Consider the following 15,890-nt stretch of genomic DNA (forward strand, 5'->3'; position numbering starts at 1 on the left):
CGTTTATGCCTTCTCTATCCATGAGTACATTGCCAAACCAAGGTGAAGTTGTTGAGATACTTCCAGTTGTAAGCTTGTTCCAGTAGCATTTTGTTGTTGGTAACGGTTATAGATGTGCAGCAAATTATATAACCCCGCCACACAACCGATATCGCCTGTAAAATAACTAGATTGGGAAATTTGTGTCTCTTGATCGATTCTGCCGGCTAATTGCTCATAAGCATTAAGCCAGTTATCTGTTACAGCGGCATGGTTGCCGGGTAAATACAATTGAGCAAATACATCCAAGTCTTCAATCTGGCAGGCACGATTAAACAAAGCTTTTATTGTTTGGGTTTGTTGAACAGCACTACATGAATCTTGAAATAAATCCACTATTTCCATGCCTTCGTTTGCAACATTGATGCTGGCCATGATGACCGCTTCAGCAGGACAACGTCCTGTCTCTTGTTGTTGAGTAATCAGATCTTGGTCACGGTTAAAATCCACAAGGTCGAAGAACAAGCTGTCTACGGCAATAAATATTGCACTTTGATTGTCGACCGGCATTGCCTTTAATGCGCTCAAAGCAGAAAAAATACCAGCACTGCCCATAGGAAAAAACCGGCTATTGGGATGCACAAAACAATGCGGAAAAAGTGCATGTAAACGAGTGACCCAATCAACAAGTTGTTGTTTTTCTAGGTGAGGTAAAATCCAAAAAATCGCTTGGTGAGAGTACGGTTGCCATTGAGTTTTATTTTGAATAGGTAATTTATGCAACATATCAATTAGGCGGTTTAATTGAGTGTCTGTAGCAAGCTCGTGCGCCATGACCGCTGCCACATGCTGACCATCAGATAATTGATAGCTGAAATCGACCCCTTCGGATAAAGGTAAGTTAATTAACTGCTGTGGGTTTTCGTATGACCCTACGACCATATTAATGGCCTCTGCATGCATAATCATAAGGCCACTTTCACACGTTGTGGGCTGCAACTAACCACATTATTCAGCCGAAGCTTATGTAAAAAGGCAATACGCTGGTGCACGGGGCTTGAATGACTAATGATCTTATCAATACTGGTACCATTAACTTCAACACCATCAATCAATCTGACATCTGGCATTTTAAGCGCCAATAACATCCACCGATGTAATAATTTGGCACTGTAAAACTGTAGGTATTCACAACGTTCGACTTCATCTTCTTCAAACTGCCATTGATAAGGCACCGCTTGATCCAACTCTGGCCCTAAAATAGTTCGAAGTGCTCGAAAAGCCATTAATGTTTGACTAGGTTGCTGCATTGCTCGAGCTAAAAAAGGCACGAATTTACTAAAACCTGAATAACCCATTAACTCAATGACTCTTAGGGTTAAATCTGCATTCTCACTCATTAAATTAAATATTTGGCTCAATATTGCTTCGTCTAACGAAGTAATAAACACTTCAAAAAGCGCACTATGGCAATAGTCTAATTGACAAAATACCCCATAGAGTTTTAACGGTTCGTTAATGTTGATCATCAACATTTCAATATACAAAGACGTCAGTGATGACCGAGAAATGTTGAGGGAGTCAATTCCGTCGGCACGCTTTAAACGTTTACCTCGATAGATGCAGAATAAGATGTATTGCTGGATTTGTTCAGGCGTTTTGTTGCTGGCTGTAAAATTAACTTTATCAAGATTAAGTTGGCTGGCCATTAATGCAAATGCAGGGCTATAGTGGCCAACATCTATAATTGTACTGGCAAACAAAGCTTGAACGATACCTGATTGCTTAACTGGCTGAGCCTTATAGTGCAGTTGCAATAGTAAAGATAAGATCACCATTTTGTCTGTTGGGCAATAAAACACATCTGTTTCAAATGCATCGACAATTTCATCACAGGTGTTGGCATTAAGTAATGGCCATTCAGCATCTTTTTTTTGCTGGATCATCTTTAAAATGACCATTAGCGATTGAGTATTATCTTCAATATTTTTTGGCATACACTGAAACGACGACAACATGACATGTCGTTGTGCCAACAGAAGATTAAAACTATCAATCAAATTCATTTACCACAATCCTTGTTTATACTAGCCGATCATTACTGTTGGATTACCCACAATAATTTTTCCACCATGTGCGGTACCATCACCCATTCTGGCGGCTGGTTTTCCGTTAATCAGTACCGAACTCGACCCTGCATTAATGGTATCAGGCGGGCCGACACAAATTAACTTGTCACCTTTGCGCGCTGCAGGTAACGAACCAATAAGGACATTACCTGAGCCCATCACAATGGGACCACCAACATGTGGAACGGGACCGGGATTCATTTTCGGACAAAGATGCATACACGAAATGGTTGCTGCTGGCATTCCCATCAAATATTCCTTTATTTGTTGTAGCGCATTGATACCGGTGGCTTACTGGCTGTCTAACGGGATGACCAGCAAAGTACGCTGTTCAAACGACATCGCAAGAGTGCATATCATTGCAGCTTCAGCTTGTTGAACGGCTGCGTAAGTATCATTATGTAGATAACAGTAAACTTGGTTTAACAGTTCAGGAGAATTCTTCCAACTATGCCTATTAACCAAAAACTGCTCTCCAAATGTAGCACTGACCCAAAACGTCATATTGGGTGTATTAAGGAGTGGGTCATGTGGCTTATCAACCGGTTTGCAGATTAAATGTCGATAGCCAAATTGACAGACAATTTCATGGCCTCGACAAAATGGCCCTGCTAAACCGACTCCAGGATAACGAGATAATGACATGGCTAGTTCAACTTAATTTGAGCAGCTTTTAAGGCAATACTGGTACCATTAACCTTAACGTTTGTCCCTTTAATAGTAATGTTGGTGCCTTCGATAGATATCGAACCGTCGCTGCTCATTTTGATTGATGCACTGCCGGTTTTAATGACAATTTCATTACCCGCTTCAATATTAAGCACTTTACCGACTTTTAAGCTGTCATTATTGGCTATGTCTTCTAGTCGATCATTACCAATTTTAACGTTATCGTTATTAACGATGTCAGTGAAACGGTCGTTGCCGATAGTGTCTTTTTGATCATGTTTTACATTCAATAGATGATCTTTTTCTGCTTGGAGGAATAATAACTCTTTGCCTTTTTCATCATCAAAACGTAACTCGTTAAAATTGTCGGCTCCACCGTCTTTAGTGCTATGGGTTTTAATCCCAGACTGAGTTTTTTTAGCCGGTAATGCATAAGGAGGCATTAAGTCGGCGTTATAAACAGCACCGCTGATAATCGGTTGATCAGGGTCACCATTGATAAACTCAACTAACACCTCCTGGCCTACGCGAGGGAAGAAGAATGCACCCCACTTGTTGCCAGCCCAGCTTTGAGCGACACGGATCCAACATGAACTTTTACTATTGAACTCGCCTTCACGATCCCAATGAAACTGTACTTTTACACGGCCAAATTTATCAATATGTTGTTCATCACCAGGTTCACCAGTCACTACCGCTGTTTGTACGCCATTAATTAATGGTTTACGTAAATGAAGCTGTGAGCGATAAGGAGTACTTTTAGGCACACATTCAAAATCATTTTGATAAACACTGCCAGACATTGATTGGCTTGTGCCTGACTGGTTAGGCTGAGTAGCCGACGTTCTCAGCGAGCTTAGAACAAAGCTCTTACCTTTATAACTCGCGTTTTCATGATCTTTGAAAGTAAAAAACTTACCCACCATAAAACTACGGCAATCGCCTTGGCCACTGCACTTATTCATGTCTTTTTGCAGGGCTTCAAGTTGATTATTGGCAAACGGTTGAGCACGCTTGTTGAACTCAGACTCGCCTAAATAATCGTACACCTCAAGTGCACTTTGTTCAGGAAGATTTGCGTTAGTATGATTACCTGAAGGGTATAATTTAGGTTGTTCGTAGTCGTAACCTTTTTGAATAAAACCGCCGCTCACCATGCTCATGCCGCCTTGCCAATGAGACACGTGCGACTCGGCTAAATGGCCTGAGAAACAACGAACCTTCTCTTCTGCACAAGGTTTGTAGGCGTTAATATCATCAGCAAGTACTAGGGTATGAGCACCAACACTATGCTCGAAGAAGAAGAAAATCCCTTCTTGCTGTAATAAACGACAAACAAAATCGACATCTGATTCTAAATACTGCACACAGTATTCATACTGAGGGTATGTGTTGGTAGTTTTATTTTGAAATTCAACTTTATGTTGACCAAATAAGTCTTTAACAATATCAATGACTGACTTGTTTTGAAAAATCCGACAATTACTGCGTTTTTTCATCAATGCCATCTGAGGCACTATAACGGCTTGATAATCTATATAATTCTGTGCATCGTCTGACGCTGCGGTCCGCATTCCAGCAGACTCAAGATGACTTACCACCCCATGAAAGTATCGAACTGCACCATTACTTTCGGCATTACGTAAAGTAATACAGACATTTTTACCCACTAAACTGTCGAGACTAATCTGGGTGCCAACAGTGAACATGGAGACGCTGATTGAAAAAAGCTGAGAGATGGCTTCTGTGGCAGTAAAATGCGTTAGGTACAGAGTATCCTTACCTAATGGCGTTGTGATACTGATGATATTATTTTTTTGAGTGGCCTTAAGCATTCCTTGCCTCAGTCTTTAAGAGTAAAGATCTTGGGGAACAAGTTCCCCAAGATATAAGATCACAAACAACTTACATTTGTTGACCTTTAACACCGCTGTAGCCATAACGTAGCGCTGCAGTAATGTTGTTTTTATCATCAGTTGGCGTAACAGCCATCATCATTTCAGTGTAGCTAATAGTGATTGTCTCTACAGGACGGTCACCATGAACTGAAACACTGTAGCTAGAGATCATTGCATCTGTTAATTCGATTTGCATGATTTCTTCGATTTTGTCACCTTGCTTAGTGATGTGGAAAACCGCTTTTTTACCTTTACCGATAGTCGCTTCTTTGAACAAGTCAGTAGAAGAATTATCTTGTAATTTAGTAATGGTCACATCACCTAAACGAGTTGAGCTAGCTTCACGGTCTTTTGCAGTACCAGTGAAAGAAGTGATCTCACGGCTAATATTCCAATCGACTGATAACACAGTAATCAGATCTTTGAATTCTTCAGCAGTGGTTTCGCCTTTAATCCCTTCATAATTTAAATATGTATTCGCTTGCATTATTAATGCTCCTTTTGCGTGGATGTCATCCATTAATGGACAGTTTTATAAGTTCAATAATCAAACTTAATATTTCAATTTATTAAAAATGCACTTACCAACAAATAATACTCAACTGCATTATCCATTTAAATATAGTGAGTCCTCATAATTAAGCCAACGGATTATATCAAAGGTTTTTTGATAATCAACTAATCGTTTATATAAATAAAAAAATACAACCAAGACTAATAATTTATACATTAATAATAACTACAAGACATTACAAAGGGTATATACTTTATTATATACCCCTCAAATATGATGTTATAAATAACCAAACTAATACTTACTAATTAGTTATTAATGTCACGGTTTTATATTCATTTAAATTTTATAAATAAACTCATCGTTTACTACGTTTACTTTTACATTGGTTGTTTTCTTATTGTTAGCCATATTGTGTAATATTTTGATCGAAAGATCAGGCAACATCGTATTTTGTAAAATATTATGCACATTGCGAGCACCTGAACCGGCATCCTGACACATAGACACAATTTGGCTCACCACATCATCACTGTAAGTAAACTTAGCTTGATAATGCTCAGCTAAACGATTAGCAACTCGCTGTAATTGCAATTTAGTGATTTCATTGAGCATAGGTTGGGTCAGTGGAATATAAGGAATGACATTCAAACGGCCTAAAAATGCCGGTTTGAAATAACTCAATAAATCATCTTGAAGTGCTTTACGTAAACCTTTAATTGATGGGGCAATTTGTTCATCTTCAAATAAGCCCATCGTGGTTTCTGTACCAGCATTTGAGGTCATAATGATAATAGTATTTTTGAAATCTATATCGCGCCCCTCACCATCTTTAATGGTGCCTTTATCAAAAACTTGATAAAAAATATCTTGAACGCCTGGATGTGCCTTTTCCATTTCATCCAGCAAAATAACACTATAAGGTTTACGGCGAACGGCTTCAGTCAGCACTCCACCTTCACCATAGCCAACATAACCTGGAGGTGAACCTAAAAGTAATGAGACTTTATGTTCTTCTTTAAATTCGGACATGTTGATGACTGTCACATTGTCTTCACTGCCATAAACTTGCTCAGCCAATGTTAATGCCGTTTCTGTTTTACCGACACCGCTAGGGCCCGTCAGTAAAAACACACCAATGGGACGTTTTTCATCACCCAGCTGTGCACGGGATGTTTGCACTGTTTTGGCGATTAAATCCAAGGCATGATCTTGGCCGATAACGCGCTTGGCCATGGTGTCTTTTAAGTTCAAAATTGTTTTTATTTCATCATCCTGCATTTTACCTGCCGGAATGCCAGTCCAATCAGAAATGACTTCAGCAATCAATTGTTCATCAACTTGCCAATGCACCATAGGCTGTTTATTGGCTGACAATATTGCCTTAAACGCCGTTAACTCCGCTAACAAAGGTGCGGTATCTGTTTCTGATGCTTGAATCTGGCCAACTAATTCAGCAATTTTTTGAACGATAACTAATTCGTCCTGCCATTGTGTTGTCAAAGGAGCGAGTTCTTTTGAAAGCAATTTATGTTTTTTGGTTAACTCTGTAATCGACTTTTTATGATCTGAACCGGTTTTTTGCTCACGAGTAAGAATGCTAATTTGGGTGTCTAGTTGCTGAATTTGTCGTTGTAAGGATTCAACCATTCCAGGGGTAGAAGCTTGACTCATAGCGACACGCGCGCATGCAGTATCTAATAAACTTACCGCTTTATCTGGCAGTTGTCGGCCAGTAATATATCGATGAGATAAGTTAACTGCAGCACATAAAGCTTGGTCGGAAACAAGAATTTTATGATGCCCTTCCATTACAGGTAACAAGCCCCGCATCATTGCAATGGCTTGTTCAGGAGAAGGCTCTTCAATTTTAACCACTTGAAAACGACGAGTTAATGCGGCATCTTTTTCAAAGAACTTTTTATATTCTGCCCATGTTGTTGCCGCAATGGTACGTAACTCACCACGCGCTAATGCAGGTTTTAATAAATTTGCCGCGTCATTTTGTCCAGCTTGTCCGCCGCTGCCAATCATGGTGTGAGCTTCATCTATAAATAAAATAATAGGTTTAACAGACTGTTTTACTTCTTTAATTAAAGCTTTTAACCGATTCTCAAATTCCCCTTTCACTCCGGCTCCAGCTTGTAGTAAGGCTAAATCCAGTACGTGAATACGAACATATTTTAATGCTGTTGGAACTTCTTTTTGGGCAATTTTAAGCGCTAAACCTTCGACAACAGCGGTTTTACCGACACCGGCTTCACCCGTTAAAATAGGATTATTTTGACGGCGACGGGTTAAAATGTCGATCATCTGCCTAATTTCATTATCACGTCCGAGAATGGGATCTATTTTCCCCAGTTCAGCTTGCTCGGTTAAATTTTGGGTAAATTGGTCTAGATTTGGCGTTTTGCTCGGCGCTGATTGCATCGCCTGAGTTTCTTCAATATCGCTACTTGACACTTTATGCTCGGTAGATTGACGAGCAAGCTGAGGCCATGCATGTTTTAGCTGTGCTGGATCTATTTTAAGAAGCTGTTTTGCAGAGCGTGAAACCAAAGAGTTTAATGAATCGTCAGTCAGTAAGGTAAAAATCAGATAGGCAGTTCTTATCTCACTATCGTTGAATTCAATACTGGTATTTAACCAAGTTTGACGAAGCAAACTCACTATATGTGGAGACAAACTTGGCGCTGCACTGTTGCCTGTTTTAAACTTTTCTAATCCCTGACGGATATCACTAATCAGCTGATCTTTTTGTACTGAAAAACTGGCCATGATGATGTCTAAATCACCTGAACCATTTTCTAGCAACGCTAATAACCAATGCTCAATCTCAACGCTGAATTGGCTGCGGCTATGGCATACGCTGGCAGCGGTTTCTAAAGATTGTCGACATACTGGGTTAAGTTTTCCTACCAATTTACTTAAAGTCATCGCTGACATATTCATAGTCCTTTATTAATTAAATCATTAAGCTTTTTATTTGTTGTCCATTCTCTGCACGGCTCATTAGGCCACAACCTAACCCTAGTCCGATTGCGGACTTTGATAATTGAGCTGTAGGTGCATCTTGTTGTTTTATTTCTAGAAATATTTTGTATTTCACTGACTGGCCTAAATAGTTAGAAACCAGTTTTTTAAGTGATTGATAACTGGCTGTTCCAGGCATAAAAGCGTTAACCGATGCACCTTCCTTCGGCTTTATATGAATACTGACACTAGAATTAATATCCCATACCCGGCTGCCTATGCTGGCATCAACACCTAAACGGGCGTATTGCCCTTCTGGCATACTTCTACTCGCCATTCGGGTTTGCTCTGTTTTCGCTAAGGACTGCCAACGCCCTTGAAAAGATAAAATATGTACATTACAGCCAGTAAAATCATTTAACATTTTTCGTAATGACTCAGCACTCGGCGTTTTAGTGTGACAAAAACCTGCGTAATAGCGATTTAATGATTTGTTACCACTAAGCAAACTCAATACATGGGTAAAGCTGTCGGTAACGCCTGTTTCTGGCGATTGATAATTTGCCGAAAAACGATACTTTTCCCATGACCGATAGAATAGTGAGATAAGCCGATGGTTAAATAAATCATAAAAGTCACGCATCCCATTATCTTTAAGTCGCAAGCGCTCTAGTAGCAACTCGGTATAATGTGAAGGCAGTACACCACTCGGTCCGGTTAATCCCATAAATGAAATATGCATATCGGCGGCAACTTTATCAGTTTGACTTGTCGATGTAGACGCTACTTTGCTGATTGCTTGTCCTGGAAAACCAAGATGCTGATCAGACTTAAAACGTAACAACTCTTGACTGGGAATGGCGTCATAACCCACCTTATAACCTTGCTCTCCCCCTTGAGATAATTGTTGTTGAAACTGATAAACGGCTTGATAAAAGTCATATTCAGATGGCGTATCGATTATCGCCTGCAACTGATTATTCATTACTTGCTGGGTCATAGCAGCGGCCTTTGTCCAGCTCGTGCTGGCCAGGTATAAGCTATCGAATAATGATCTTTAAAGCGCATACTCAAGCGGGTAAAACTATTGATTGCAGCAAATTGCGCAAAGAAGTGATCTAAAATAGTGCAAAAGAAAAACACGCCACTGCCAGAGTAATGGTCTTTAATAAAGGTAATTTCAATATGACTGCCACTGCAAAAGCTAATCCGGCCATGTTGGTTGACCCTGGCTGTATCTGGGCTCACTTCAACAGCATGGATATTCTCTATTAAATTTTTATTTTCTGGCGAACACTTAAAATCGTATAATTTAAGGGTTTCTTTTAAGTTAGACAGTGCATCTTTGCCGCTAAAACTATCAATAGATAAATGGGTGACTAACTGCCATCGCGAAGCATCACTCAGCGATGCTCGCACAGGTAGCGTAGGCGCAAGCAAACATTTAACGTGCTTAATAATGTCGGCACGTTCAGGTACGAACATTTTGGGCTCATTAGTACCAAACGGAAGATGTGCCGGCAAATTACGGTTGCTGCATTGAGCGGTAATACTTAATATCCAAGCGCCATAGTCGTCTTCAGACTTAAATCCTTTAAAGTTATGATCGACTAACGATAAAAACGATTCAGTGCCTAATTCAGCATAACCACCAGACCAACTAGCAGATTCACGCCTAACATGCCAAAATAAATTATTATGACCTAAATATTGCGGATGTGATTCACCATAAAATGGGGTAACGTCTACCTTATTGTCCTTAGGATCATACGCAATAACATCTTCAATGCTGATAATTTCAGTCACTTCAGAGTCAGAATAACGGGCAGCCAATTTATATTCATACTGAGACGCATCGATGCTCACCGGTTCTAATTTTTGTTCAAACAAATTAATCACCGGCGTACAACCTAACAGAAAATGATTGGCACTAACTTGCTTCTCTAAATCCTGAGAGCCTTCCTTTAAATAAATATAAAGTGAAAACTTATTGTCGATCCCTTGCCAACTGCCATCTAAATCATCGATGTCAAAAAACAAGAATTTTTCTGGGAAAATAAAGTTTTCCAATAATAATCGATAACCAGAACTGGTACGCTGACTGTAAGGTATCACTTGTTGTTCATCTTCAAAGCCAACCGCTTTTAAATGTCTTTTGGTTAAAAACTTACAAACAGTTTGCTGCTCATTCACTAAAGCAAAACCGAGGCTGTGTTCAAATAACAATTGATAAAGTTGAAACGTTTGATGATCTTGGCCATTCAAGAAAAAGCGTAATTTATCAACACCGAGGCTTGGCATACTGATTTCGTCAAACTCACAGGCGATATCAAGCTTAATAATAGCCTTAGCACGTTCTGGCCATTGCGGTTCAGGGGCATTAAACGGTGCATTTTGAAACTGGGCTTTCTGCACTTCAATTGGCCATAATTTCATGTCATATGACGTTTGAAAATGGCAGGTTTTCATCCCCTCCACCTGAGTGTCTACCTGAGTTGATCTGGGTAATAACACACCAGTCGTCGACAAGTTTTCAGTGGTGACTTTGATAACTGACATAGACGGTATTGGCGCTTGGTAATCGGGATATAACTGGCCTAATAACGCCTCGGTTAATTCAGGAAAACTATCATCAAGTTTTTGCCTAATTTGTGCTGTTAGCAAAGAGAATGCTTCAATTAATCGTGAAACATGAGGGTCTTCAACGTGTTCATCACTTAAGCGTAAACGCCCGGCAACTTTAGGATATTGCTCAGCAAATTCCGCTCCCATATGACGAATGAAAGCAAGCTCACGATTGTAATATTCCAATAATTCCTGATTCACAGAATTCCCTCATTAACTATCATCGCCAAGTGGACTGGCTCAACTTCAGAGTCAAACGAAATATATTCAGGCTCAGGTTCTGCATACAACAATGCATTGATTTTTAATCTTAAAACCCGGTCTAATGGTTGTTCATTATCGACTGTTTCAACCATCACTTCTAAAAATCTCGGTTCGAATCGTTTTATGGTATCGGCAACTTGTTTACATAAAAGCTGACGCCCGTCTAAGCTCGCGACTGGCATAGAAGAAAAGTCACGCAAACCATAATTCATCAAAGAATTATCAAGCTCAGTTAAATGTTCCGGCCACGTTTGCCACTGCAATTTAGCATTGAGTAGGTTTTCTAAATCGCGCCGAACATTAGACCTTAACTGACGTAGATTTAGACCACGATGGCTGTCTTTGACATCTTGCTCGTTTGGCGCATCATCAATCAATCTATCTAGAATTGACGCCATTATCGGTTGTTGGTTTTTGCTCAACACAGGGCCTACTGCAACACTGGAGTGGTAACTTTAGTAATTTGATTTAATGCAATAGCATTATCATCGACAAACCACATTTTTAAGCCCTTGCCAGCAACAACATTAGTTGCGATTTCATGCCAATCGGTTTCTCGTCCCAATTTTTGCGCATCAGTTTCACTGCCACCATAAATCATTGGAATATGCGCTTCTCCACTCGGTCCATTTTTAATGGCTAGATCAACCCGGCGCCAAACCATTTCCAGTAATGAGGTCACAGGTTTAAAGTTGATATAGTCAATTTCAGATAACTGCGCTAAATAGAAATTACCGTCAGTACCAAAAATTTCTATAAAACCACCTAAAGTGTCATCTAAATCACGAATTTCTTGATGAGTGATATCATTTAACACTAAGTTAACTTCGGGACGCAGAGTTTCAAGGCTGCTCGCACACTGAGTCACATCATCTTGAGCATCAACCATTGCTAAGCGTAATTTCATTAATGCTTCAACATGTGCATCAGACTCAGCAAAAAGTTGCGGCACTGCTTTGCCTGCCATAAAATCTTGTCGGGCTTGTTCAGCACGGATCAACTGACGTAAATTTGCTGCGCCAATTAAAAAGTCGGGATGCTTTTGCACTAAAAAGTTTAATTGTTTGTCTGCACGTTCCAGCTCACCATTAATACACAACAACTCAACATGTTGACCTTTTAAGTCAATATTCATCGGGTCGTCTTTTAACTGTGCCTCAACTAACTGAATTGCATCTTGTAGTTGGCCGCTCTGCAGCATTTGTTGAATTTGTTTCATTTGATACCTTTATCTTAATTTCTTGATGTCAGTTCAGTGACCAATTTAATACTGGACACCATCTGATCTAATTGAAAATGTGGTTGTAACTGAATAATCGAATAGAAATGCCCAGGCTTGCCGCGAATTTCTTTTACCTGTACTTGGGCACTTCGCAGTGGGTATTTACTTCTTACATCATCTGAAGACACATCTGAAGCGGTAGTGTATTTATGCAGCCACAGCTGTAGCTCTCGCTGGCAAGCCTCTGCAGAATGAAGTGAGCCTATTTTTTCACGACCTAATACTTTGATGTAATGAGCAAAACGTGAAACACACAAAATGTACTGCAACATCGATGATAACTTTGCATTAATACTGTCTTCCAACAGTTCATATTTAGGTGGTTTCTGAACAGAAGCATTACTGTAAAAAACTAAATGCTCACAACCTAATACCGGAGATAAAGGAATAAAACCTTGGTCAGAAATAGATTTTTCCGCCCTATCACTGATTAATAAGTCCACCGATGGCTTCATGCGTTTCCGATACAAATCAGGCTCATATTGACTCACAGCAAGATCGCAAACTAATCCTTTCTTACGAGCCCCAGGCTCTAGCCCACGGATATGACCAAACCAGCCAGATTCACTAAATGCACGAATTAATACCCCACCGAATGCATAAGCAGCATTGCCCCATAAATGATCTTTTTTAGGGTTTTTAATTGATTCTTTAAACTTAAATCCTTCGCTACGGCTACCATCAATGAGATAAGGAGAACGCATAAGAATATTTGGCATTGTTAAGCCAATAAAGCGAGAATCGTCCATTTTACGTAACGAATTCCACTTAATGTATTCATGTTGTTCAAAAATTTTGGAAATATTCATATGAGCAGATAAATCTGCAAAATCATCAGCACCGAACAATGAAGGACTAGCCGAGGTAATAAAGGGCGCAAAAGCGGCCGCGGCAGTGCGGGAAATTTCTTTTAAAATATCAATATCATTAGTAGATACACCTGGACGGCTTTTATGAGTGATTTGATAATCACCAATTAATGTGCCGAAGGGTTCGCCACCAGACATGTCGTATTCATTGTTATAAATCAGTTTAAAAAAATCGCTTTGATCAAACTCAATGGCCCGATTAATGTCTTTAGACAGGGTTGTCCAACAACAATCGAGCATTTTTACTTTCACTTTCTGGTCTTTATCATGTAAATCTTGCTGTTGAACAAGATAAAGTACTCCGCGCCAGCTGGCTTCTAACGCCTGAAATGCATCATGATGAATAATAGCGTTAAGCTGTTGTTCTAATTGTCTATCAATGCGATCAATGGCTTTAAGAAGGAAAGGTAAAACAGATGTTTTATCGAATTGCTCAAGCGAATGGCTTGAGTTTTCAAGCCAAAGCAATAACGACCTAGTCGAGTCCGACTCTCGCAAGAACCGTTCGACTAGGTGTTTATTTTTTAGTGCCTGTGTCGTCGAAGATACTGGTTTGTTAACACCAGTATCTTCTTTGAAAATTTCACTTGTTACAAATGAAATGGTTTCATGCGGCATCGTTTGTTTCTATCCTTGAAAACAAATGAGGGTCACTGCATTAGCGCGTGATTATCCTACTTTAGGGATCTTCGCGACTAAACGTAAAGAGGCTGTAAGCTCTTCCATTTGTAACCAAGGACGTAACCATGCAACTGCATTGTATGAACCAGGTTGACCAGGGATCTCTTTAACTTCAACTTTTGCGTCTGCTAATGGGTACTTGGCGCGTATCTCTTGCCCACCACCTTCTGAAGCATTAACAAACGATAAAATCCAGCGATTTAACCAAGACTCGACATCTTCAGCTTCCATAAAGCTACCAATTTTGTCTCGAGCCATCACTTTAAGATAATGCGCAAAACGTGATGTTGCCATTAGGTAAGGTAAACGTGCAGAAATGGCCGCATTCGCGGTAGCATCATGGTTAGACATTATTTTAGGTTTTTGGCAAGATTGAGAACCAAAGAACACGGCATAATCAGTATGCTTATAATGACATAGTGGTAAGAAACCCAACTTACTTAATTCAGCTTCGCGGCGATCGGTAATGCCTATCTCTGTTGGACATTTTAAATCTGGATCACCGTCATCACTGGTAAATACATGAGCAGGTAATCCTTCAACCTTACCACCACCCTCGGCGCCACGGATTGCGGTACAGAAACCATATTTGCTAAATGCTTGTCCCATATTAGTTGCCATAACATACGCGGCATTCATCCAGCAATAGTCATCATGATCAGCGACTTTAGCACGGCCACTTTCTAAATCTAATTCGAATTCTTCATAGCAAAACTCTTCAACAGGTTTTGTTGCTTCACCATATGGAAGACGGGCAAGCACTCGTGGCATGGTTAATGTGACAAAACGAGAGTCATCACTGTCACGGAAAGAGCGCCATTGAGTGTATTCTAAAGATTCAAATACTTTTTCAAGATCGCGTGGTTTACTGAGTTCAGTCCACTCATCAAAACCAAATAAAGAAGAACCAGCAGCAGAAACAAATGGGCAGAAGCCAGCGGCTGCAACATTAGATATCAATGATAATGTTTCAACGTCTTCAGGATGATTACTAAACTCATAATCGCCGACTAAACAACCATAAGGCTCTCCGCCCGGGGTGCCAAATTCTGCTTCATAGATTTTTTTGAACATTTGACTCTGATCAAACTCAACTGCTTTACTCAAATCTTTGTGAAGTTCTTTTTTAGACAAACTCATGACACGAATTTTAAGCGTTTCATTTGTTTCAGAATTTTTCACTGTATGATGCAATCCACGCCAACTGCCTTCCAGTTTTTGCAGTTCTTCATTGTGCATGATGGCAGCTAATTGCTTAGAGATAATGTCGTCTAATCGAGTAATCGCCTTGTTAAAAGTCACTGTGAGGTTTTTATCCCACTGTACAGTGCCTTTCAAGGCTTCTTCCGTTAACGAACGAATAAGCTCTTCAGCACGCGAAGAATCGGTTTGCTTGGTTGCAAAAATTGCTTGCTCTAAAATAGAAACACTTTGTGCTTGTTCTTCAGATACAGCATCTAATGACGCGGCTTCCATGCTCATTATTCCGCTCCTTTGAGGTTAAGTTCACCAGCTAATTTATCTAGGCTAGTAGTGTTATTTAACACTTCTTCTAAGATATTTTCGAGATTCTCAGAACGATCAACTTTGGTCATCAAATCACGGAGTTTGTTACGAGTTTCCATTAATTTTTTTAATGGTTCAACCTGATTAACAATGGCAGCAGGCTCAAAGTCTTCGATGCTGCTAAATTGTAATGCAACCTTCATTTCAGTATCGTCACCGGCAAGCGTGTTAGGCACTGAAATGTTTAATTGGGGACTCATACGTTTTAATACATCATTGAAATTTTCACGATCGATTTGCACAAAACGGCGGTCTTTCAATGGTTTTAAATCTGCGGTGTTGTGTCCAGTAAAATCACCTGTAACACCGATAACAAAAGGCAGTTCTTTTTTTACAACTGTACCTTCAGTTTCGACATCATAGGTAATATGGACACGAGGTTTTCTTACTCGCTTTAATTTATCATGTACACTCATATGAACTCCTTTCAATAATATGTTG

14 protein-coding genes are annotated in these 15,890 nt (G+C 39.8%); all 14 read right to left on the reverse strand.

Annotated features, from left to right (window positions below; translation table 11 throughout):
* Positions 1 to 3: 3 nt before the first annotated feature.
* Positions 4 to 948, reverse strand: a complete 945-nt coding sequence (locus tag AAEY94_RS06815; RefSeq protein ID WP_182744360.1) for a hypothetical protein — start codon at positions 946 to 948, stop codon at positions 4 to 6.
* Positions 945 to 2,045 carry a hypothetical protein gene (locus AAEY94_RS06820; protein ID WP_350978099.1) on the reverse strand — a complete coding sequence of 367 codons (1,101 nt, stop codon included), beginning with the start codon at positions 2,043 to 2,045 and terminating at the stop codon, positions 945 to 947. The genes AAEY94_RS06815 and AAEY94_RS06820 overlap by 4 nt, the downstream gene beginning before the upstream one ends.
* Before the next feature lie 21 nt (positions 2,046 to 2,066).
* Positions 2,067 to 2,357, reverse strand: a complete 291-nt coding sequence (locus AAEY94_RS06825; protein ID WP_011637812.1) for a PAAR domain-containing protein — start codon at positions 2,355 to 2,357, stop codon at positions 2,067 to 2,069.
* A 42-nt stretch (positions 2,358 to 2,399) separates the two neighbouring features.
* Complete coding sequence (locus tag AAEY94_RS06830) at positions 2,400 to 2,753, reverse strand: hypothetical protein (protein ID WP_101086882.1); 354 nt, start codon at positions 2,751 to 2,753, stop codon at positions 2,400 to 2,402.
* A gap of 2 nt (positions 2,754 to 2,755) precedes the next feature.
* Positions 2,756 to 4,612, reverse strand: a complete 1,857-nt coding sequence (gene tssI, locus AAEY94_RS06835) for a type VI secretion system tip protein TssI/VgrG (protein ID WP_335691620.1) — start codon at positions 4,610 to 4,612, stop codon at positions 2,756 to 2,758.
* 70 nt (positions 4,613 to 4,682) lie between these two features.
* Entirely contained in the window at positions 4,683 to 5,162 is a 480-nt protein-coding gene (locus AAEY94_RS06840; protein ID WP_101086880.1) for an Hcp family type VI secretion system effector, read from the reverse strand.
* A gap of 366 nt (positions 5,163 to 5,528) precedes the next feature.
* Complete coding sequence (tssH, locus tag AAEY94_RS06845; RefSeq protein WP_350978102.1) at positions 5,529 to 8,135, reverse strand: type VI secretion system ATPase TssH; 2,607 nt, start codon at positions 8,133 to 8,135, stop codon at positions 5,529 to 5,531.
* A 19-nt stretch (positions 8,136 to 8,154) separates the two neighbouring features.
* A complete protein-coding gene (gene tssG / locus AAEY94_RS06850; RefSeq protein ID WP_350978104.1) occupies positions 8,155 to 9,162 on the reverse strand; it encodes a type VI secretion system baseplate subunit TssG in 1,008 nt (335 codons plus the stop codon).
* Complete coding sequence (gene tssF / locus AAEY94_RS06855; RefSeq protein ID WP_350978106.1) at positions 9,159 to 10,988, reverse strand: type VI secretion system baseplate subunit TssF; 1,830 nt, start codon at positions 10,986 to 10,988, stop codon at positions 9,159 to 9,161. The genes tssG and tssF overlap by 4 nt, the downstream gene beginning before the upstream one ends.
* A complete protein-coding gene (gene tssE / locus AAEY94_RS06860; RefSeq protein ID WP_242445137.1) occupies positions 10,985 to 11,473 on the reverse strand; it encodes a type VI secretion system baseplate subunit TssE in 489 nt (162 codons plus the stop codon). The genes tssF and tssE overlap by 4 nt, the downstream gene beginning before the upstream one ends.
* Before the next feature lie 8 nt (positions 11,474 to 11,481).
* Positions 11,482 to 12,270, reverse strand: a complete 789-nt coding sequence (locus AAEY94_RS06865) for a type VI secretion system accessory protein TagJ (protein ID WP_101086876.1) — start codon at positions 12,268 to 12,270, stop codon at positions 11,482 to 11,484.
* A gap of 14 nt (positions 12,271 to 12,284) precedes the next feature.
* Entirely contained in the window at positions 12,285 to 13,820 is a 1,536-nt protein-coding gene (gene tssC / locus AAEY94_RS06870) for a type VI secretion system contractile sheath large subunit (RefSeq protein WP_350978109.1), read from the reverse strand.
* 51 nt (positions 13,821 to 13,871) lie between these two features.
* Positions 13,872 to 15,365 (reverse strand): type VI secretion system contractile sheath large subunit, encoded by a 1,494-nt coding sequence (gene tssC / locus AAEY94_RS06875; protein WP_011637822.1) that lies wholly within the window; start codon positions 15,363 to 15,365, stop codon positions 13,872 to 13,874.
* Positions 15,365 to 15,865: a type VI secretion system contractile sheath small subunit gene (gene tssB / locus AAEY94_RS06880; RefSeq protein WP_101086874.1), complete on the reverse strand. Its 501-nt coding sequence runs from the start codon at positions 15,863 to 15,865 to the stop codon at positions 15,365 to 15,367. Before tssB ends, tssC (AAEY94_RS06875) begins: the two co-directional genes overlap by 1 nt.
* Positions 15,866 to 15,890: the final 25 nt, after the last annotated feature.

It is taken from the genome of Shewanella sp. AC34-MNA-CIBAN-0136 (assembly GCF_040309945.1).
In the GTDB taxonomy this organism is placed as follows: domain Bacteria; phylum Pseudomonadota; class Gammaproteobacteria; order Enterobacterales; family Shewanellaceae; genus Shewanella.

What these genes read in the sequence shown, in the direction of transcription:
- AAEY94_RS06815 (WP_182744360.1), bottom strand. Translation starts at nt 948, where the DNA reads ATGATTATGCATGCAGAGGCCATTAATATGGTCGTAGGGTCATACGAA.
- AAEY94_RS06820 (WP_350978099.1), bottom strand. Translation starts at nt 2,045, where the DNA reads ATGAATTTGATTGATAGTTTTAATCTTCTGTTGGCACAACGACATGTC.
- AAEY94_RS06825 (WP_011637812.1), bottom strand. Translation starts at nt 2,357, where the DNA reads ATGGGAATGCCAGCAGCAACCATTTCGTGTATGCATCTTTGTCCGAAA.
- AAEY94_RS06830 (WP_101086882.1), bottom strand. Translation starts at nt 2,753, where the DNA reads ATGTCATTATCTCGTTATCCTGGAGTCGGTTTAGCAGGGCCATTTTGT.
- tssI (WP_335691620.1), bottom strand. Translation starts at nt 4,612, where the DNA reads ATGCTTAAGGCCACTCAAAAAAATAATATCATCAGTATCACAACGCCA.
- AAEY94_RS06840 (WP_101086880.1), bottom strand. Translation starts at nt 5,162, where the DNA reads ATGCAAGCGAATACATATTTAAATTATGAAGGGATTAAAGGCGAAACC.
- tssH (WP_350978102.1), bottom strand. Translation starts at nt 8,135, where the DNA reads ATGTCAGCGATGACTTTAAGTAAATTGGTAGGAAAACTTAACCCAGTA.
- tssG (WP_350978104.1), bottom strand. Translation starts at nt 9,162, where the DNA reads ATGACCCAGCAAGTAATGAATAATCAGTTGCAGGCGATAATCGATACG.
- AAEY94_RS06865 (WP_101086876.1), bottom strand. Translation starts at nt 12,270, where the DNA reads ATGAAACAAATTCAACAAATGCTGCAGAGCGGCCAACTACAAGATGCA.
- tssC (WP_350978109.1), bottom strand. Translation starts at nt 13,820, where the DNA reads ATGCCGCATGAAACCATTTCATTTGTAACAAGTGAAATTTTCAAAGAA.
- tssC (WP_011637822.1), bottom strand. Translation starts at nt 15,365, where the DNA reads ATGAGCATGGAAGCCGCGTCATTAGATGCTGTATCTGAAGAACAAGCA.
- tssB (WP_101086874.1), bottom strand. Translation starts at nt 15,865, where the DNA reads ATGAGTGTACATGATAAATTAAAGCGAGTAAGAAAACCTCGTGTCCAT.